The following is a 21,984-nucleotide window of genomic DNA, read 5'->3' on the forward strand; positions in this document are numbered from 1 at the left end:
TAAAACCACCTGGCGCACGCGTATTGCCAAATAAAATACTTGTATTCTCTTTATGACTTCGACTCTATCACAGAAGCACCCTCGTGGTCTTTATGTTTTGTTTTTTGCTGAAATGTGGGAGCGTTTTAGCTTCTATGGTATGCGGGCTATTTTACTTCTTTTCCTTTTGGATAATGTCCGGGGAGGAATGGGACTAGAAGCAGCCGAAGCAGCCGCAGTATATGGTCTTTATACATCATCCGTTTATTTATTAACACTTCCCGGAGGCTGGCTGGCCGACAATATTCTTGGGCAGAAGAAAGCAATCTGGTATGGTGGTATTGTGATCATGATTGGTCATATCATCCTTGCCATTCCCGGAGGCACGAGTGTTTTTTTTATTGGATTGATCACTGTTGCTATTGGGACGGGATTACTTAAAGCGAACATTAGCTCTATCGTTGGGGAATTATATCCGGAAGGCGGAGCAAGACGCGACGCAGCTTTCTCCATTTTTTACATGGGAATTAACCTCGGCTCTGTACTCGGTATCACAATTGTAGGATTTCTCGGCCAGAAAATCAACTGGCATATGGGCTTTGGTGCAGCGGCAGTTGGTATGTTGCTTGGTTTAACAGTATTCCACTTTGGCAGTAAAAAATATCTTCAGGGCTTTGGGGAAGTTCCGGCTGCGAAAATCAGCACGCCGGAATCTGTCGCAAAATCCGGCACAGACAAGAAACTTGGTTACGGACTCATTGCTCTGCTTGTTTTGTTCTTATCTGTGATGCAATTGAAAGGGTACATAGATATGACCACCGCTCAGGGTCTGGCCCAGGGGGCAGGTATTATCATCGTAACGGTTTCTTTGTTCTACTTCATATATATTCTGGTAGCAGGAGGATTGGATCCTGTTGAAAGAAAGAGAATTTACGTATTGATCGTTTTCTTCCTTGCCGCAGCCATCTTCTGGTCAGGGTTCGAACAGGCAGGTTCTTCGCTTCAAATTTTTGCAGAACGCTATACGCAGCGGACATTTGGCGGCTGGGAAATGCCTTCAAGCTGGTTCCAGAATTTTAACGGTACATTTATCCTGATATTCGCGCCCGTAATGGCAAGTTTGTGGATCTATTTATCCGCAAAAGGAATAAACCCGGCGACGCCTATCAAGTTTGCAATTGCTTTGCTACTGGTTGGAACCGGATTTTTCATTATGGAAATGGCATCTAAAATTGCGGTTACAGGTCAGCTTGCTTCTCCCCTCTTTTTAACATTTACTTATCTGGTCCATACCATAGGCGAACTTTGTCTGAGTCCGGTTGGATTAAGTTCTTATACGAAACTGGCACCGAAACGTTACGTCAGCCAGTTAATGGGAATTTGGTTTGTGGCTGCCTCACTAGGAAACCTGATCGCCGGATTATTTGCAGGTGGTTTTGATGAAGAAAATTTACAACAAATGCCTGCCTTATTCCATCAGGTGACTTTATTTTCAGTCGGATTTGGACTGTTGCTATTGATATTCTGGAAGCCGGTTAAAAATTGGATGGGAGGAATTCAGTAGTCAATGAAACATCTGAAAACCGGGATGTTATCATATGAAACTGATATACAGACAGGGAACAATTCTCGATTTGGCAGAGATGAAAGATCTGGCAGTCAAGTCATGGAGCCAATTTCAACAACAACTGACTGAGGAAAACTGGGCAAAGCTTTACAGTACGCTTACCGACATCAATACCTTTACAGACTTGCTTAACCTGGCAAATTGTATTGTTTGCTGTGACAATGACAAAATTATTGGTATGGCTTTTCTTGTGCCAAGCGGAAATCCAACGGTAATATATGATCAAGCGTGGAGCTACATTCGTTTTATCACCGTTGATCCGGATTTTGCAGGTCGGGGAATTGGCAGGAAATTAACGACTACTTGTACTGATCTGGCAAGACAAAGTGGTGAAAGTGTCATCGCTTTGCACACCTCAGAACTTATGAATAATGCAAGGCATATTTACGAAAGTCTGGGATTTAAAATAGTAAGAGAAATTGATCAACGTCTGGGAAAGCGGTTCTGGCTATACAAACTTGATTTGATATCATAACCCACTTAGAGAGTCAACCTTAAAAAAGTTGACTCTCTTTCATTTTAAAATATCATTTCCCCAAAGACTTTTCTCTGACCGCCTTAAATTCCGAACCCTTTTTCCAGCCTGGAAACGTAGCTTCGTTACTCAAACTATACCCAACATTAAACAGCAGCTGCATATCTTCAATAATTCCAGAGATATCCCAGGATGTTGAATATTCATCTGCCGGCGAATGATATCTGTTATCGTTATAATCCTTTTTCTGAGCTTCGCCCCACGCCTCTCCGTGTTCTACCGAGACTGATCCGTTTTCAATATACAAAGCCGGAATTCCAACTTTGGCAAAATTGAAATGATCAGAACGGAAATACCAGCCACCTGACGGATTCGGTTCTCCGCGTGTTGTACGCCCTTGTCTGGCGGCGGCTTCATCCGCATAATCATCCAGATCGGATTGGCCTTTTCCCACCAGAATTATATCTTTCATTTTGCCAAACGGCTGCAAAACGTCCATATTGATATCCGCGACTGTTTTATTGACCGGATAAACCGGATGCGATGTATAATACTCGGAACCCAATAAACCCTGTTCTTCTGCTGTAACCGATAAAAACAAAATGGATCTTGACGGCTTTTTTTTCAGTTTGGTAAAGGCACTGGCAATTTCAAGCAAAGCCGCAGTACCGGATGCATTATCCGCTGCACCGTTATAGATAGAATCTCCACTGATTGCCTCACCTTTTCCAAAATGGTCCCAATGCGCGGAATAAATGATATATTCATCCTTTCGGTCAGTTCCGGGCAATAACGCCAGGACATTGTTTGAAGTTGATTTTTTGATCTTGTTATTGATTACCAGTGAAGTTTTAAGATTTAACGCAACTGGCTTAAATCCTTTTTGCCCCGCTTTGATCAGCAAACTATCCGAAACGCCCGACAATTGAAATAATTTTTTTGCAGATTCGGAAGTGATCCAGCCTTCCACGTTAGCCCTTGACATATTATTATCTTCGGAATCCAGGTATAATTTAGATTTTGACCAGCCGCTTCTGACCACTGCCCAGCCATAACTCGCCGGTTTTGTATCATGAATGATCAGAACCCCTGCCGCACCCTGACGCGCTGCTTCTTCAAATTTATAAGTCCAGCGACCATAATATGTCATCGTTTTTCCTTTAAACAAAGTACTATCAACAAAACCAGGATCATTGACCATCACGACTACTGTTTTCCCTTTGACGTCCAAACCTTCGTAATCATTCCAGCCATATTCAGGTGCCACAATGCCATAACCCGCGAAAACCAATTCTGAGTTTTCAATTTTTACCTGCTCCTGAACGCGTCGCGAAGCGGCGACAAAATCATCCAGATATTTCAGCGTTACCTTTCCTTTTTTGTTTTTAATAACCAATGATCCGGACGGTTTTGACATAATATCAACCATAGGCACCTTCTGAAAATAACTGTCGCCATTACCGGGTTTTAATCCAAGTTTTTCAAACTCTGTTTTCAAAAATTGAATCGTTTTTTCCTCCCCGGTTGAAAAAGGCTTTCTCCCTTCCAGAGAATCAGAGGCCAAAGCAGCAATTTGTGTTGAAAAAACTTTGCCGTCAATGGGCGACAACGGTACATCCCTTTCCAATTTTTCAGACTTTTTACAACCGGTAAGTATCAAACCAAAAAGGGCAGCGTAACAGAAAATGCGTTTAAATTTCATTTGATAAGCGATAATGTGTTGAGAAATCTCAGTCGGGAAACAGAAATCATAATACTTTTTGATAAAAGATAAAGATAAACCGATCATCATTATGTTAATAAACTTATTTGTTTAAATAATTACATTTGCTTACGTAGTTTAATCAACAGCAAAATATATTTTATGAAATCAGCTTTTTTGAAATGGTCTCTGATGGCGTCTGTGGTCGTGGTCGGTGCTTCCTGTAACAAAGAAAAAGACAAAGAATCAACGACTGAAAAAGTCCCTGGATTTTCTCTCACGTCACTGGACTCAACCGTTAAGGCTTGCGACGATTTTGACAGTTATGTCAACGGAGGCTGGAAAAAACTCAATCCGATTCCAGGCACAGAAAGTCGCTGGGGTGCATTCGGGATTCTGGACAAAGAAAACAAGGAAGTAAGACTGAAAGGAATTATTCAGGAAATTACTGATCAGAAAGACCGCAAAAAAGGCAGCGAAGAACAACAGATCGCCGATTATTACCAGTCTTTCCTGGATACCACAACGGTTGAAAAACGTGGTATACAACCATTAAAACCTTATCTGGATAAAATTGATGCAGTTAAATCACTGAAAGATCTTGCTTCGGTCGCTGGCGAACTGCAAAAAGTTGGTGTTTCAACCGTATTGGGTTTTGGTGTTGAAGGCGATTTGAAAAACAGCAAAATGAATGTGCTTTATGAAGGTCAGGATGGATTAAGCCTGGGTGAAAAAAGCTATTATGAAAGAACTGATTCAAGCACAGTTAAGGTGCGTACCGAGTTTGTAAAACATGTAGACAAAATGTTTGGTTTTGCAAGTTTCAAGGACGCAAATCCTGGTAAAACGGTTCTTGATTTTGAAACAAAAATAGCAAAACTTCAATTGAGCAATGTGGAGTTGCGCGATCCTGTAAAAACTTACAACAAGACTTCTTTCAAAGATTTCAAACTTCTGGCTCCTGATTTTGATTTGCAGGAATTCGCCGACAAACAGGATATCAAAACGGATACTGTCATTGTTCAGAATATTCCTTATTTGAAAAGTGTAAATGCCTTACTGAAAGCTACGCCGCTGGAAACTTTGAAATTATATACCCGCTGGCAGTTGCTTTCTACTTTTGCGGCATACCTTCCAAAAAGTTTTGATAAGGAAGATTTTCATTTTTTCAGTACGGTGATGCGTGGAACAAAACAGCAAAGAGCCCGTACCGAACGTGCGATCCGATCAACAGACGGACTTTTGGGTATGCCATTAGGAAAGTTATTCTCAAAGAAATACTTCCCCGAAGAGGACAAGAAAAAGGTGTCTGAAATGATTGAAAACGTGCGCAGCGTTTATGGTGAAAGAATTGACAAACTTACCTGGATGAGCGATTCGACCAAGGCAAGAGCCCATAAAAAGTTGAAAGCGTTTACCTATAAAATCGGGTATCCGGACAAATGGAAAGACTATTCATCTATTGAAATTGCGCCGGATAAATTATTTGAAAATGTAATTTCTTCATCTTTATTTCAACATAAAGAAAGCATCAGGAAAATTGGTAAGGAAGTTGACAAAAGCGAGTGGCTGATGACACCACAAACTGTAAATGCTTATTACAACCCGTTAAATAATGAAGTGGTTTTTCCTGCCGGAATTTTACAACCACCATTTTATAACAGAAATGCGGACGATGCCATCAATTATGGCGGAATTATCGCGGTAATCGGCCACGAATTTACGCACGGTTTTGATGACCAGGGATCGCAGTTTGATGAAGAAGGAAATCTTAAAAACTGGTGGACTGCTTCCGATCGTACCAATTTTGACAAACTGACTAAAAAGTATATTGACTATTTCAGCGGAATTGAAGCATTACCAGGTTTTAAAATCAACGGTGCTTTAACGATTGGTGAAAACGTAGCAGATTTAGGCGGATTAACATTGGCCTATTACGCTTTGGAAAAATCATTAAAAGGAAAACCGGAACCGGCACCCATTGATGGCTTTAACTGGAAACAGCGTTTCTTCTTAGGCTGGGCGCAGGTTTGGCATATGAACACAACAAACGAAGCACTTCAAAACCAAATTCAAACGGATCCACATGCACCGGCAAAAGATCGTATCAACGGTCCATTGCCACATTTGAAAGAATTCCAGGATGCATGGAGTTGTGGTGCAGGAAGTAAAATGGTTTTGCCGGAAGCATCGAGAGTTGTTATTTGGTAGATTATTTAAAAAATATAGAAAAGCGGAATCAGGTTTTCATATCTGATTCCGCTTTTCATTTTATAAGCAGATCATTACTTCCCTGCCAGATGCCGGTTGCGGTACTCGCTCGGGTTGCATCCTTTTACCTGCCGAAATTGCCTGGCTATATTCTTACTGTCGGTTAATCCCATATCCAGCGCAATTTCAAAAACCGACATATCGGTATCCAATAGTTTCTGTGTAAATTTTTCAATCCGGAGATTGTAAATGTATTTGTAGATCGGATAACCCATAACCTCAATAAAACGTTTTTCCAAAGCCCGCCTGGACAAAGGAACCTGTTTTACGACTTCATCCACATGCAGGTTTTTATCAATATTCTGATGAATGTATTTTAAAGAAGTAGCGATGTGATCATCATTCGTTGCATAAATGTCGGTTGAATGCCGGGTAAATATCTGGGTTGGTTTCACGATGATATCATGAAAATCATGCATTCCGTTTTTGATCATGTGATGCAGCAATTTGGCCGCATCGTATCCGCCTTTTTCCGCATCCTGACCAATACTTGAAAGTGGCGGATCAGAAAATTCACAGATCATTTCATCATTATCAACACCCAAAACAGCCATATCTTCCGGAATCCGGATTCCATAAAGCCGGCAGGCTTCGGTGATATGCTGGCCCTGATTGTCGTCGCAAGCCATTAAGGCAATCGGCTTGGGAAGAGATTTAAGCCATTTTCCGATTGAATTGGGTTTATAATACCAGAGCTCGGAAGGTCGCGCCATTTTATGTTCAAAAAAATGAACCTTATAACCTGCCCGCGTTATACGTTCCTCAAATCCTTCCGCCCTTTCCTGTGACCAGACGATGTCTTTGAAACCATAAAAGGCAAAGTTTTTAAAACCCTTTTTCAAAAAATAATCTGCACCCATACCGCCGGCTTCATGGTGCGCGCCGGTAATGTTCGGGATCTCATCAAACCGTTTTTTGAAATCCTGAGCGATAACCGGAATACCCGCTGCTGTAATTTTACCGATATTAGGATCATTGTAAAACTGTCCGATCATACCATCAGCGCCCCATTCCAGAGCCCATTTCAATATACCTTCAATACCGACAGTTTCACGATGAAAAAGCGGCATTCGGGTAAAAATCCACGGTCCGTGCTCTCTGGAATATTTGGCGATGCCCTTTAAAAGTGCCTTACTATATTCCTCCGCAAAATCAATCAGTAAGATTATTTTATACATAACAGGCTGTACATTAAAACGCCGGAAGTATTACTGTTGTTAAAAATTAAGAATTTTCCGGCTAAGTTTTGTCACGCAAATAATTCTTTGAAACTTTTAACCGTATCATTATTAACCAAAGGTTTGGCCCAGATACCTATACTCAGAATGTAACCCAGCGTAACCAGCAGAAAAAGCATCGCCAGTTTTAAACCAACAACTTCACCTAAGCCGCCAATGATAAGCGGAACAACGGCACCACCAGCGATTCCCGCACATAAAATTCCGGAAAATGTTCCATGATGGTTAGGGACGGAATTAAGCGCGAGTGAAAAAATAACAGAATACATGACCGATGCGAAAAACCCGGTTATGGCAAAAGCATAAAGACTAATTTCTTTTGATCCGAAAAGAGCTGCGAGTAAAGATATTATGGCACCAATGGTAAAGAAAATTAACACTTTCCGGCTATCAATCAACTTTAAAAGTATCAATCCAAGAAAACAACCGATGGTTAATAATCCCCAGAAATAAGAAATAACTGAAGCGCCCGTTGTGGCCGGATCTACATTGTGATAGGTTTGTAAAAACTTGGAGATCCAGTTGGCAATTCCCTGCTCGGTACCCACATATGCGAATATGCCAAAAAAGAAAAGTAATACCGATTTGTTAGCCAGCAGCTCGCCAAAAGTTTTTCCAACATCTATTTTCTCATCTTCTTTCAAATCAACTTTTGGGAACTTCACTACCGCAATGATCACAACCATCAATAAAGAAATGACTGCAAAAACCCAGTAAAGCGAAACCCATTTCAAATTTTCCGGAACGAGTTTATTTAAAATATCAATCAGAAAACCGGAGTTGGAAGAATGAACATTCAAAACCAGATAACTATAAAGCAGCGGACTAAGAAATGAAGCTGCTCCAAAAAATAACTGGGCAAGAACTGAATTAAAGGCAAATTTCTCTTCGCCGCCAGCTACCCGTAAAAGCGGATTAATCACAACCTGCAACATCGCCATACCCACGCCAATCAGAAAAAGCGACAACAGGGCGATTGAAAATCCGGGGATAACTGCAAAAAGCAGCGCGCCGCCGAAAGCAAGAATGAAAGCCAAAAGCAATACTGTTTTCTCCCCATATTTTTCAACCATTAAACCTGCGGGAATCGACATCACGCCATAGGCGACAAAAAAAGCAAAGGGAAGAAAACCGGCAAGACCGATACTAAGGTCAAAACTTTCAACAATGTCAGGAATGATGGGTCCTAAAATGTTGGTAAGAAAAGATATGACAAAGAAAATCAGTAAGATCAGGACAACAATAAATACATTTCGTTTCATAAAGGTGGGTTTGGAAGGGTATACTTTCTGAATTGCAAGATACCATTATCCGGTCAGGATTATTGATCCATCAGGGCTGCGGCACCTAACAGCGCAATATTTTCATTTTCAGAAAGTAATAAAGTTAGCCTTTTGATGGATTCCGGATAAGCAAAATCTTTAAGACTATCCAGCATTCTGGCTTTGAAAAACTGGTGTGCCTTGGTCAACGAACCTCCTAAAATAATCGCTTCCGGATCGTAGGTATACAGGATCGTTTTAATAACAACGCCCAAATGACCACCAAATTCTTCCCAGATTTTTATGACTTTAGAGTCTCCCGCTATCGCAGCCTCATGCGCCTTGAAGGCATCCATTCCTAATGTATCCTCAAAAAAACGGTTGCAGACATAATTTTCCAGGATAGAATCACGGTAAGGCAGCATACCAATTTCCCCGGCACCACAATTATTTCCCTGATACAACTCATTATTGATAATGACACCGGAACCAATTCCCGTCCCGATAGCCATTCCAACCACGGACTTATATTTTTTTGCAGCACCAAAACGATGCTCGCCCAACGTAAAACAATTGACATCGTTATTAATAGAGACGGGAAGATTAAATTCCTTTTCCACGAGGTCTCTTAACGCTACTTCCTCCCAGGAAGGAATATTCATCACATTGTAAACAATTCCCTTGTCAACATTTACGACTGAGGGAACACCAATACCAATTCCTTTTACCGGATATTTGGTATAGGGACGGATCAAATCCATGAGCTGGGTCAAGGTAGAGGAAAGTGAATCCTTATTTTCGAGCAGCACATTACTCTGACTGGTAATGGATCCGCCCAATTCTATCCCGGCACGCATGTTGGTCCCTCCGATATCTACGCCTATATTCATCAAAAAACAGAAGTAATAAATTTTATTGGATATGCTTAGGTAGTAGTCTTTTTGATCGATAAAGGGCTATTGTTTTCCGGATCAATTTTAAAAAATTGATCCGGAAATGATCAGGTTATTTTGCCTCCACAACACTGGCCCGGCTCGATTTGCCTGCTTTATCAAAACTTTTCAGTTTCACAATACCCGAAACTTTCACAGGTGCGCTGTATAACGCCGATTGCGCAGTAGGTTCGGAACCATCCGTAGTATAACGAATGTCCAATCCGGGTAAGTCAACATTTGCTTTCAGCATTCCGCCTTCCACAATGGCACCCGGAAGTGGCAACCGATAATTGTAGCCGCCGTTCAGATAACTCAATCTTGGAATTTCTTTTTGTGCGATAGAATTGGCAAAAATATTCCAGCCTGCTGCAATGGCCTTGTCACGGGTTGTCTTGTCTTCTATTGTTTCCCAGGTTCTTTCCTTAGACCAGGCGCTTTCTGAGAACCCTAATAATTTAGGAAGAATGGAATATTCCATCATATCTCTGCCTTTGATCGTTTCAGCCCAAAGCTCCGCTTCCAGGCCGAGAATATTCTTCCTGGCTTCCGGTTTCAATTTCTCTTTCCCCACAAATTCTTCCTTCATAGGTTTTCCCATCCCGGTCGAAAACGTTGTTTTGAACATATCAAAAGGAGCAAATGCCCAGTTGTCCCAGGTACTTACAAAACCTCCCCAATACAATCCCGGCTCTTTCGGATCATTGTTGTATGACATGTCGAAGTAGAAATTGGTAACATTACAGAGTACCACCTGATACCCTGAATTCGCCAGACGGTTTCCAAGATCCACATCAAATACGTTATTCCAGATATAAGGCACCACGTTGCGACCAACAAATTCAGGATTTGGTAAATATTTTCCGGCCGGTGTTTTGGTCAGAGCAATTTCTTCCCAGCCATGAATTTTAAGATTCCGCTTTTCCAGACGTGGCACCAGTCTTCTGAAAAAGTAAGATTGCAGATTTCGCGCGCTTTTTATTTCCGGGTTTTCTTTGATCAGTTTTGCAGCCATGGGAGAACCTGTCCACGCCCCCTCAGCTACTTCATCTCCGCCGGTATTAAAAGTATCCATTGTCAAACCTGCTTCCTTATACATTTTCGCCATCTCATCCACCACTTTTTCAAAAAAATGATAGGTTGATTCACGGGCAACGCTTACGACATTATCCTTATATCCCTGGGCAGAAAGATAAACCGACTTATCATCCGGATCGATCAAACGATATTCGTTGGCCTCCTTCTCTTTTCCTTCCTTCATCAGGCGTTCATAACGCGCTTCCATGGATTTGATCGCAGCACGTGCATGTCCCGGGAAGTTCAGTTCCGGAATTACCTTGATATGTCTTTCATTGGCATATTTCAGGATTTCGATAAAATCTGCTTTCGTGTAAAATCCGCTTCCATATTTCCCCTCCGCGTTTGCAAACGGGCCAGAACCATAAGAAGGGTGTAAAACAGACGTTTCTTTACCGGTTGTATGCTGGCGTTGCGCACCCACTTTTGTCAGTTCAGGCAAACCATCAATTTCTACACGCCAGCCTTCATCTTCTGTTGTATAAAATAAGAGATGATTGATTTTATAGGTAGCTAGTAAATCCAGAATACGTTTGACAGATTCTTTCGTCTGGAAATTACGGCTCACATCCAGATGTAAACCGCGGAAATAAAAACGCGGTGCATCTTCAATTTGGGTAAAGCCCAATGCAATTGTAGCAGCCGGTTTTTGATAAATTTCCAGCGGAATAAGTGCCAGTAAGCTTTGTATACCGTAAAAAACACCAGCCGCATCATTTCCTGTAATCGTAACACCACTACCATTTATTCCCAGATTATAAGCCTCACGCGAAGCACCGTTAACCTGGATTTTCCCTGATTTCAAAATGATATCATTCGTTCCTGCTGTTGCCGGCAAACCGCTTTTGGGCTGATAATCCTTGCCGGTAAGCGTTTTTAACTTTTCACTTAAATATTTCACCTCTCCTTCAAGTCCCGCTTCGAAGTAAATAGCCGTTTCATTATTCAGATTGAAAGTACCGGCACTGTTCACAACTTTCACCGGAGCCGGGAAAATCTTTTGAAGCTGATCTGTACCCAACGTGGACATCACCAGATTTTGATTGTAACGAAGTTCTGCTGTGGGAAGTGGCTCCAAATCCATTTTTCCACGTAAAATTTGTTCTTTCGTTGTGAAAGGCTCAACCGTGTAATTGGCAACTTCAACGATATCCTGCTCCTTTCCATCATTGTCATAAAAAACAAAATACAATCCCATGGGTGCGTCCGTTTCCTTGATTACACCTTCCGTTCCGGTATAGTTGATAGTAATGGAATCGCCGGCATTCAATTTAAAATCTTTACCGGGTTTCAGTTTATACCAGTCGCCGTTGATATGCTCCACAATGGCTGGCTCAGGTGTTTTATTGGTTTGGATCGGCCTTGGCGACATGTTGAAAAACAATGTCCAGTTCTTATCATTCAGGGCAATATTACCTCCGTTTTTAATTGTGAATTTTGCCTGAAACACCCCGTCAACGTCAGTAAAGTTTGTAATGAGTTTCCAGGAAACGGCAATTTTTTGCGCTTCTTCTTTGGAAAATTTTCCGGATGGACTGCATGAAGCCAACATCATAAAAGAGGCAATAATGAATGAGAAAGTTTTCTTCATTTTAAATATCTATGAATTCGTTAAGGTTTTTTTTCAAAGTTACTTCCCGGAAATAAATTGTCTCGCCTGATCGTAATGATGATACTGCAAATTCGGTAAAACATACCATTATAAAAAGGATTTCAAACGATTACGGAATTCACAATCTTATTTCCTTAAACCGATAGCCCTTAACATATTCAGCTACGTATATAAATCTAAAAACGTGAAATATGATTAATCGGAGCGGAACATTAACGCGCTTAATTTCTCTGGACGCCATGCGCGGTTTTACCATTGCGCTGATGATCACGGTAAATTTTCCGGGAAGCGAAGCATATGTTTACGCCACTTTGCGTCATTCCAAATGGAACGGACTTACTTTCACTGATCTTGTTGCACCATTTTTTCTCTTTATCGTCGGCGTTTCCATTGTTTTTGCTTTTTCAAAAAAGTTGGAAGAGAAAAGTCCCAAAACTGAGTTATACAAAAAGATCATTATCCGGTCTTTTAAAATATTCGCCGTTGGCATGTTTCTGAACATGATGCCGGATTTTGATCTGATGCACTTGCGGTGGACCGGCACTTTACACAGAATCGCCCTCGTTTTTCTTGTTTGCGCCATTTTATTTTTGAATACCAACTGGAAACAGCAAGCGATTACCGGGATAATTATTCTGATTCTCTATTGCCTCGTCATGACATTGATCCCGACACCAGGATACGGAAAGATAATGCTTGAACGCGGGGTGAATCTGGCCGCCTGGGTTGATCAGCAATATTTACCCGGAAAAATGTGGCAGGGAACCTGGGATCCGGAAGGGATTTTAAGCACTTTTCCTTGCATAGTGACGGGAATCACCGGAATGCTGGCTGGAAAACTGATGCTGACTGATTATTCTCCAACAGAAAAAGTTAGTTATCTGATGACAATTGGCCTTTTCACCGCCGCTGCCGGCTATTTCTGGGGACTCGGTTTTCCTGTGAATGAAAATCTCTGGACAAGTTCTTTTGTGCTGGTCACTTCGGGTTTTGCGGCTTTGCTTTTTGGCGCATTGTATTTCATAACAGATATTTCAGGTTATCAGAAAGGCACTAAACCGGGCATTATTTTCGGTGCAAATGCCATTACTATTTATGTTCTGGCTGATGTTTTTGCGCTTTTCCTTTATCTCCTGCCTTTTGGTGACAAGACATTAAACAAGCACTTTGTGGATACTTTGATAGCAACCGGTGTTCCTCCAGAACTGGCCAGTCTGATCTATGCTTTGATTTTTGTTTCAATCAATTTTATACCTGCTTTGCTGCTTTACAGAAAAAATATCTTTATCAAGCTTTAAGAAAGCTCACAATAAGTTTGGCAAAAAGAAGCCAATATTGTTGCTCACAGCTTTGATGTGGCTCTTTTCACGCAACGTTTGCGACATGATTTTGATATTATTAAGGATGCCGTTGGTGATGTAGAAAAATCCTGGAAATAATACTTCGATGGTTGTTTAGTTTTTCACCACAAAGCACACAGCGTATATATTTATTTCCCTCCCCTGTGCATCATTAAAGATTCAATAATCATGGCTAATTCATTAAAAGGCATTTCGGGTGTTAGGTAGGCGTGCGGTCCCATCGGGTCGTCGCGCCATGAATTTTTGGCTCCATCCACAACCATTTTTCCTCTTTTCAGATCAAAATAATGCTGAGCTCCGCGAATTGCTACGAGCACGGCCGTCTGGTCCCAGCTCATTCTGCCCTGTTCGTCCTCCTTGCTTTTTGGCATTGCCAGGGCATACACATCCTTTACCGGACTTTCCAGCTTTTGATCAGCAATTAATCTAAGTCCTGTTTTAATTTCTTTTCCTATTTCAAAACCGCTGAAAATAATTTGTGTCGGCCATTTTGTAAATACTTTTTCAGAAGCTGTGGAATCAATATAAACATTAAATTCCCTTCCATTTGGAAAACCACCGGCCATGGAAACCAGTTCTTTTACCTTTCTTTTTACCAGATCCATACCTGATAAATTGGAAATTTTGTCTGGCTCAGATTCCAGCAAATTGGAAAGGTTGGTCAAAAAACCGATCGTCACAATGGTTACGCTTTGATCTGGCTGTGATGCGAGGATTTTACGATATGTCTGGATAGCATCCGGCGTTTCGTCCGTTGATTTTATTTCATGTGGATATTTATCAACCAGCATTTCCGGCCATTTCTGGGACGCGCCCATATCGGGCGCATTTCCTTTCGGACCGGCGATTGGTAATTCAGGTCGACCGAAATAAGTATTCAGAATTTCTATCGTTGGTGCTACAAAAGCATTTTTATTGCTGGCGATTACAGCTAGCGGCTTCACTTCTCCCCTATCCGCCAGTGCGTGCATAACTGCCATGGCACCCACATCGTCATAATCCGGCCCTATGTCTGTATCCAGTATTATTGAAACTGGCTGCGTACGCGAAATTTGTGCGGAAGCTACGAAATTGATCAGTAGAAAAAGGAAGGCTGAATAATACTTCATTTTGATAGAAAGGATGAATTGCATACTCATAACTTAAACAGATAAACAGAAATAATCCATAATTATACTTTCGGACAGGCATGAATTTCTGTTGCAGATCTGATATTTTTTCTTCTATATTTAGATTCACTCTTATCACAACTCCATGAAACGCAGAAATTTTATTCATACCAGTTCCCTTGCCGGTTTGTCACTTTTTGGTATAACCATGTCCGATTTCAATTCGACACCAAATCATTTGAAAAATTATGATGGAAAAGACTTTAAGCTCAATGAACTGACTATTGATGATCTTAAAAAGATGATGGAATCCGGGAAGGCATCCTCTGAATCATTGGTGAAACTTTATCTTGAACGTATTGCTGAAATTGACAAAAAGGGACCGGGAATAAATGCTGTTATAGAGTTGAATCCGGATGCACAAAAAATCGCGGCCGACCTTGACAGGGAAAGAGCCGCCGGCAAGATCAGGGGGCCGTTACACGGAATTCCGGTTTTGTTAAAAGATAATATTGACACGGCCGATAAAATGCAAACCACCGCCGGATCCATAGCTTTGGAAGGAAATATTGCCAAAACAGATGCTTTTGTTGTGAAACAATTACGCAATGCAGGCGTGGTAATTTTGGGAAAAACCAACCTTAGCGAATGGGCAAATTTCCGCTCCGACCGGTCATCCAGCGGATGGAGCAGCCGGGGCGGACAAACAAAAAATCCTTATGTGCTTGATCGTTCTCCCTGCGGTTCAAGTTCCGGTTCTGCGGTAGCGGTTGCGGCAAATTTGTGTGTGGTATCGGTAGGAACTGAAACAAACGGATCCATCGCTTGTCCGGCTTCGATGAATAATATAGTAGGAATAAAACCAACTGTCGGATTAGTAAGCAGATCAGGCATTATCCCGATTTCCAAAACCCAGGATACCGCCGGGCCGTTTGGCAAAACAGTCCGTGATGCCGCGTTGCTTTTGGGTGGAATGACGGGAATTGATATTAATGATGAAGTCACAGCTAGCAGTAAGGGAAAAGCGTTGACCGATTATACTTCATTTTTAAAAGCTGACGGCCTGAATGGAAAACGGATTGGGATAGAAAAAACCTTTCTCAAAAAACATGAAGGCGTTGATTCCTTGTTTAAGGATGCGATTGATCTGATGAAAAGTAAAGGCGCCGTACTGGTTGAACTGGAATTTGTAAAGATAAAAGACCTGGGAAATTCCGAAGGCCCTTTGCTTCAATATGAATTTAAGGATGGTTTGAACGCTTATCTGAGCAAAGCGAATGGTAAAGTAAAATCATTGGAAGAACTTATAAAATTCAATAACGACCATAAGGAAAAAGCAATGCCGATTTTCCCGCAGGATCTACTGGAACTTTCACAAACCCGGGGTGATCTGAAAAGTGCTAAATATCTGGAAGTTCACGAAAAGATAATGGGTGTCAGAAAAGTGATTGACCAGCATCTTGACGAGCATAAACTGGATGCCTTATGCGGTCCGGCAACAGGTCCGTCCTGGTGTATTGATCCTGTAAATGGTGATTTCTTTACGGGTTATGGCTCTTATGGCCCCGCGGCCATGGCGGGTTATCCATCCATTACGCTGCCAATGGGACTGGTCAGGGAGCTTCCGATCGGGCTTTCGTTTTTGGGAAGATCATACGATGAACCCGGACTTTTGAGTATTGCTTATGCGTATGAACAAGCTTCGAAAAAAAGAACTGCGCCGAAGTTTATCAACCACATTTAAAGTATAGAAAACTAAAAAACGCACAAGCCGACAAAAGTTGGCTTGTGCGTTTTTTAGTTTTAATTTGATTTCATTACCCTGAACACTTCCTTTTTCTTTCCTGCCACAACCTCTACAAAATACAATCCCGGTGAAAACTGCGCAGATCCCAGATTGACCTGATGTTTTTGAACTGAGCCATTTGCGGATAAGTTACTTTGGGATGAATATCGCCCGGTCAGATCAATGACATTGACAGAAACCTGGTCACCAACATTGGCCTGGTAGACTATGTTAAAAATATCTTTGGATGGATTTGGGTAAACCTGCCAGTCAATTTTGTTTTCAATAATTACAGAAACGGCCTTCGAATATTGAAATGATTCATCCAGATCAACCATTTTTAAACGATAATATCTGACGTCGGATTTATTCGCTTCATAATCAACAAAGGAATAATGCTGACCTGATTTTGGACTTCCGTCAGCTAAAATATCTCTCAGTTTTATAAACTGACCGAGTTTTAAAGCATCATTTCCTTTGGCAACTTCAACTTCAAAATGACTGAAATTGACTTCTGATGAGGTTACCCACTCTGTTATAACATCCGTGGAAGAATCCGGACCGTCTTTTTTCCTGGCCGTGAAACTGAGCAATTCCACTGGTAAAGGAGCAACCACGCCCATCGTTTCTTTACTAAGCCAGAATTCCGAAAGATTTTTCACTTTAAATTCTGCATAATACCCTTTGTCAAAAGGCACCTTTCTTACTTTTGGTGCATTGATAAACAACCAGCCGGAGCTGTTATTATTGGCAACACTGCCATCCTCATTGGCATCATTGTTATCGCTGTATTTTGAAATCCCAAGCTCCGTTGCAGATGCCGGTTTCCCACAACCATTGCACCCTGTGGCGTTGATCAGCTTTTCTGTTTCTGTATCAAGAAAGTAAAAACGTACCGTTACAGAATCTGCGAGGGTATAATTTGCAGGTTTGATCGTAATATTTCTATTACCATAATATTGAGCGTTAACATTACGAATTGAGCCGGAATTGATATAAACACGGACATCCGTAGCACCCAGATTTTGATTATTAGAATAAACCGAAGCAATTAAAGCGCCGTTGGAAGTATAATTGATCCATTCTTTTTCCCCGGCTGAACTTGTTGCTGCAACAGACATACTTGATCCGTCATAAATGCCATTGCGATTATCGTAAATGTGAATATCATCAATCGCAATTCCTTCGCGGGTGATATCTCCATCACTTTTCACTGCAAAACGAAGGCGTAAATTGGCACTACCTGCTGGTAGGGCAATTGTCGCAACATGCCAGCGGGTATAATCCTGAGTACTCCATGCATTATTATTTGTATAGGTTTTGTTATACCAGTTTGTCCCGATATTATTTGCACCCAGGCGCCGCCAGGTAATTCCGTCTGTTGAATATTCCATAAAAGCAAAATCGCAGGCTGCTTTTCCGCAATCTTCAAAATCCAGGGCCACGTTAAAACTTAACGTGGGCACGACCATACCCCGCACATCGAGACAAGGTGAATAAAGATAAGATGTTTCATTTATGTTATAAGTGCTCGTCAAACCGGTTTTCCAGGCTTTTGTTCCGCTTGCCGCCCTGCTGACTTTGGAGGAGGCGGGTGTTCCATAGGCAAGTGAAACGTTGGTTCCGCTGGTATACCAGTATCCGCTTCCCTTTTCAAAATCTTCCAGATAAGGGAAAGAAGAAATTACAGGAGAATTATACATCTGGGTAGTAACAACGTCGTTCGACCGGTTAGAATCTGACAACAGATCCGTCCAGACTTTCACAGTGTGCGGGCCAGGACCAGACAAATCCGCGGTGGCCTGGAAAGTGTAATCCACATTGGTTTTTCCATTTAAAGAAGCGATTGCTTCTGCGATGACGGCACCATTATCGATCTGGAATTTAACAGGAATTTGTGAAAGGCTGTTAGCAGAATTGTTACGAACCGTGACTTTAACCAGTTCTGAATTCCCCATTCCACAGCCTCCAACCGGATTGTTCAGGCTCACAAGCTGGGCATCGTTGGAAACCTGGAAAAGTTGAATATTGTCAAAACTATAACCAGCACCATTGTAAACGTCAGAAACCAGAAGTTTGCCGAATTGTCCCCAGCGGATTTGAAAACTTGGTGAAAAGGTTTTTCCATTAGCTGCAAGAATGTGGCTGATCTCAATATCCGCTGACAATTTATAGGGTTCGGTAACACCACTTTGATTTGTAAAAAGATTATATACTTCAATCCAGCCATCAGTATCCTTTCCTCTTATCCAAACCTTATTGTCCGCGCTGCTGGCTTCTCCGTGATTTTTGTATCTGAAATTCATCCGGATATCATCCGTCGCCGCGTTGAAAGCGGATAAATTAAAGGTAGCATCCAGATAATTCGTATTGCCATCCGCTACGTAACGATCTGTATCCATTGTAAGCGCCCTGTTTCCGGAAAATGCAACGCCGGAATTTACAAAAGTACGGATCCGCCCGGAGGCAGTACTCCCCGTAAAATCATACCGATCTGAACCCGAAAAACCCATTTGTTTTGCCAGATATTCCTGCTGTGATAAAGTTTCCATATCATCCGAAAACGGCATAGCTACACTGGCATTACTCAGCTGGACAAATGTTTTAGTCAGCGTATTATTCCCCGCAACTGCATCACTAGCTTTATTTACAACTACTTTCAGCACATAGGATTTTACAGCGGAAAGATCAGCAGTGACATCAAAAGTGTGATCATAAGTACCGCCGGCAGCGATGGCAGGCGAAATATTTTGTTCTCTTATCAGATTATTATCAAGGTAATAACTGATGTTGAAACTTCCGTTACTGGTGGCATCATCCAGGTTTTTTATTCTGACTTTGATACTTGCAGATGCTGATAATTCCGTAGAAGTAAATTTCCGTCCGGAAGATGCCGGAGAGAGAATCGCATCAATTTTTAAATCATTATCCGACATCGTTCCGCCGCAACTTCCATTATCTGGTTTTCGGGATAAAGCAACTCCCCTTCTTCCCGGAATGTTATTTACCCGCGCTCTGACCGAGACCCAATAAATCTGATCTTTTGACAAACCGCTGAAAGTATAATTATTAGCTGTGGTGGTTGCGACAGAAACCATTTCATCACCTTGCAGCATCATTATTTCATAGTCGGTCGCACCCGCAACAGCGTCCCAGTTCATGGCAATATACCCCTCGCATTGCACCGGATTTAATGTTGGCACCGGGACACCGACGATTGTAAATGCTTCACTGGTACTTACCTGATCTGTACCATTTTTGGAAATTCTAATTTTTGCCTGCGTTGTTGTTACCGATGGGACTGTCCAGCTGAGCTGTCGGAGACCAGGATCAACAGCCGTGTTAATATCAATCCAGGAAGAACCATTATCAATAGAATACTGAACTGAAAAACCATTTGTTTCATTACCGAAAGAATCCCAGTTGATATACATAACATCCCCGTCCTTCACGTGTTCATTTCCGATCGGATAGGTAATGGTGGTTTCTACCGGAAGTGCGTCATAAACTACAAAATATTCCTGTCTGGGATTTTGGTTGATGGCCGTTCCTTTAATTGTTATCGTGTAATTTCCAGCTGCTGGTTTATCAATCACCACCTGTTCAATATTATTGATATGGTCGGCACCGGTGGATGCAGGATTATTAACATTGGAAGGTGCTGCGTCCAGAAGTTTGGGTAAGGTCTTTACCGACGAAGCGTCTGTAACTTCAATATCCAGATCGTTAACCAATGTTTGTCCGGAAAAAATTGCGGCGGCAGGATCATTCCAATACAACATCACTTTGAGCTGCGCAGTGTTTTCCGGAACCGTGATAACGTGTGTTTTTGAAGACCCGTTTGTCAAAGAGTCATTCAGATAACTTTTACTTTCCATCATTTTAACAGAACGCAAAAGGTCAATCCAGCCAAAACCATATTTGAAATCAGGACCCGCATTTCCTTTATCAATTCCGCCATTACAAATCAGCGCTTTTATTAATGCGTTTTTTGGATTAGTGCCATTGTTTAAACTTCTATACCGCTGGTAAAGCAAAGCAATACTTCCGGTCACTGCCGGTGTTGACATGCTGGTACCCGATGAGGTTCCGTATAAATTCGTTGGAATAGTGGATGTAATACTAGATCCCTGCGCTACGATTTCAGGTTTGATACGTCCATCTTTTGCAGGACCTCTGCTTGAACTTTCAGAAATATTACCTTCCAGAGAAGTATTTCCAACACTGATTATATTTTTTGCACTTTGATATCCGCCCAGGATATTTCCAAAACCGGTTTGAAACGGGCTGCATGTACTCGTTCCGCTGTTACCAGCCGCAAAAACATTCTGCAGGTAAGGCATTTGAAAAGCCTGCTGATCCAGCATTTGAGAATATAAATCGTAAGTACCGAATGACTCACAACTAGTCACGTCATTACCGTAGGAGTTATTGGTAACAACCATACCATAATCTTTGACATAAGTTGGTAAATAAGCCAGTATGTTTGAAAAATAATGGGCGACGATGGTTGCTTTGGGAGCATATCCCTTATATTTTTCATTAAGAATTCCAGCACCACCAAGAGTGCCCATAACATGCAGACCATGTGAGCCACTTACCTCAACAGCTTCTCTGTTAATAATCCGGTTTGTAAAATCTACATGTAAAAGCGGGTCTGAATTATCCCCAATCCCTATTACCACACCTTCTCCATGCAAATTACGACCTCCTGCCAAAGAAGAACCCAACACATTGGCCCGTGCATTTACGATGCTGTGATCATTTATTGGCATATCTTCTTTTGGAACAGCCTGCACATATTGAACAAACGGAAGCAAGGCCAGTTCGCCAATACGGTTTACAGGTATACGTAACTCCAGGATACCATACTGCTTGAAAAGATCAGAAGTGATAGAAAAATTTTTATTCCTCAGTTCATCCGAAACTTCCTGAAAGGAAAAGGTTTTAGGGAAACTCACCCAAACATCTGCCGTGCCGGCAACTTTGACAGCATGCGTCGGAACATTTCCATTTGCCAGGGAAACCTGTATTTTCTGTCTCGCCGATAATTCAATTACTGATCTTGCCTTAACACGCTGTAAAACAGCTGCTGAAATGTTTCCGGTGACGGTAGCAGAATAGGCATTATTTGGAATATAGTCAAGCAATTCAATTCCATTTGTTTTTAATTCAGCGGTTTCCGCCTCTGTTGGAGTTCCTTCAAATTGTATGATGACAAATGACTTTCGGTTAAGAGAAATCTTTTTACGGTTTAGCTCAGCCACACCTGTCACAGAAACATTTTTTTCCGGTGTGAACGACTCGTTTCTTAAAAGCAGCCGATACTGCGCAAATGCAGCATTAGAGATTAACATAACTAATGTAGCCAGGAGGTAGAATTTTTTCAATATCATTAATTAATAAAGTAGAATTATTTCAGAGAGTTGTAGAGAATTACTTCTAATGTTAACTAAAAAATAGTTAGATACAATAGATAGACAAATATTTTTTATTACAAAAATTAGCTAACCAAAAACAGCCGTTAAATAAATTCAGTGTTTAAAACTTATT

Annotated in this window: 12 protein-coding genes; 5 read left to right on the plus strand and 7 right to left on the minus strand. The window is 41.5% G+C overall.

Translation table 11 applies throughout. From position 1 onward, the window contains the following. Positions 1–52 precede the first annotated feature (52 nt). The gene (locus LXL81_RS17375; protein ID WP_234648044.1) at positions 53–1,543 is read left to right on the plus strand and encodes a peptide MFS transporter; all 1,491 of its coding nucleotides are present in this window, start codon (positions 53–55) and stop codon (positions 1,541–1,543) included. Positions 1,544–1,577: 34 nt separating this feature from the next. Beyond that, on the plus strand, positions 1,578–2,081 hold the full coding sequence (locus LXL81_RS17380; protein ID WP_234648045.1) for a GNAT family N-acetyltransferase: 504 nt from the start codon (positions 1,578–1,580) through the stop codon (positions 2,079–2,081). Between the two features lie 52 nt (positions 2,082–2,133). Here the strand turns inward: LXL81_RS17380 and LXL81_RS17385 are convergent, their stop codons facing one another. Beyond that, the gene (locus LXL81_RS17385) at positions 2,134–3,783 is read right to left on the minus strand and encodes a M28 family metallopeptidase (protein ID WP_234648046.1); all 1,650 of its coding nucleotides are present in this window, start codon (positions 3,781–3,783) and stop codon (positions 2,134–2,136) included. Between the two features lie 162 nt (positions 3,784–3,945). Between LXL81_RS17385 and LXL81_RS17390 the strand changes: the two genes are divergently transcribed. Then, positions 3,946–5,994, plus strand: a complete 2,049-nt coding sequence (locus LXL81_RS17390; protein WP_234648047.1) for a M13 family metallopeptidase — start codon at positions 3,946–3,948, stop codon at positions 5,992–5,994. Positions 5,995–6,068: 74 nt separating this feature from the next. On the opposite strand, the gene LXL81_RS17395 is transcribed toward LXL81_RS17390, so the two are convergent. From LXL81_RS17395 to LXL81_RS17410, 4 genes are all read right to left on the minus strand, one after another. After that, positions 6,069–7,232: a DNA-binding transcriptional regulator gene (locus LXL81_RS17395; RefSeq protein ID WP_234648048.1), complete on the minus strand. Its 1,164-nt coding sequence runs from the start codon at positions 7,230–7,232 to the stop codon at positions 6,069–6,071. 71 nt (positions 7,233–7,303) lie between these two features. Next, a complete protein-coding gene (locus tag LXL81_RS17400) occupies positions 7,304–8,554 on the minus strand; it encodes a sugar MFS transporter (protein ID WP_234648049.1) in 1,251 nt (416 codons plus the stop codon). Positions 8,555–8,613: 59 nt separating this feature from the next. Continuing rightward, positions 8,614–9,444, minus strand: coding sequence for an ROK family protein (locus tag LXL81_RS17405; RefSeq protein ID WP_234648050.1), 831 nt, complete (start codon positions 9,442–9,444; stop codon positions 8,614–8,616). Positions 9,445–9,559: 115 nt separating this feature from the next. Further along, positions 9,560–12,154 (minus strand): family 20 glycosylhydrolase, encoded by a 2,595-nt coding sequence (locus LXL81_RS17410; protein ID WP_234648051.1) that lies wholly within the window; start codon positions 12,152–12,154, stop codon positions 9,560–9,562. 212 nt (positions 12,155–12,366) lie between these two features. Between LXL81_RS17410 and LXL81_RS17415 the strand changes: the two genes are divergently transcribed. Next, positions 12,367–13,473, plus strand: a complete 1,107-nt coding sequence (locus LXL81_RS17415; RefSeq protein ID WP_234648052.1) for an acyltransferase family protein — start codon at positions 12,367–12,369, stop codon at positions 13,471–13,473. Positions 13,474–13,664: 191 nt separating this feature from the next. Here the strand turns inward: LXL81_RS17415 and LXL81_RS17420 are convergent, their stop codons facing one another. Continuing rightward, on the minus strand, positions 13,665–14,645 hold the full coding sequence (locus tag LXL81_RS17420) for a nucleoside hydrolase (RefSeq protein WP_234648053.1): 981 nt from the start codon (positions 14,643–14,645) through the stop codon (positions 13,665–13,667). A gap of 145 nt (positions 14,646–14,790) precedes the next feature. On the opposite strand from LXL81_RS17420, the gene LXL81_RS17425 reads away from it, so the two are divergent. Next, entirely contained in the window at positions 14,791–16,389 is a 1,599-nt protein-coding gene (locus LXL81_RS17425; protein ID WP_234648054.1) for an amidase, read from the plus strand. A gap of 59 nt (positions 16,390–16,448) precedes the next feature. Here LXL81_RS17425 and LXL81_RS17430 read toward each other — a convergent pair whose 3' ends face one another. Next, complete coding sequence (locus LXL81_RS17430) at positions 16,449–21,788, minus strand: S8 family serine peptidase (RefSeq protein WP_234648055.1); 5,340 nt, start codon at positions 21,786–21,788, stop codon at positions 16,449–16,451. Between the last annotated feature and the right edge of the window lie 196 nt (positions 21,789–21,984).

The sequence above is a fragment of the Dyadobacter sp. CY356 genome (assembly GCF_021440195.1).
In the GTDB taxonomy this organism is placed as follows: domain Bacteria; phylum Bacteroidota; class Bacteroidia; order Cytophagales; family Spirosomataceae; genus Dyadobacter.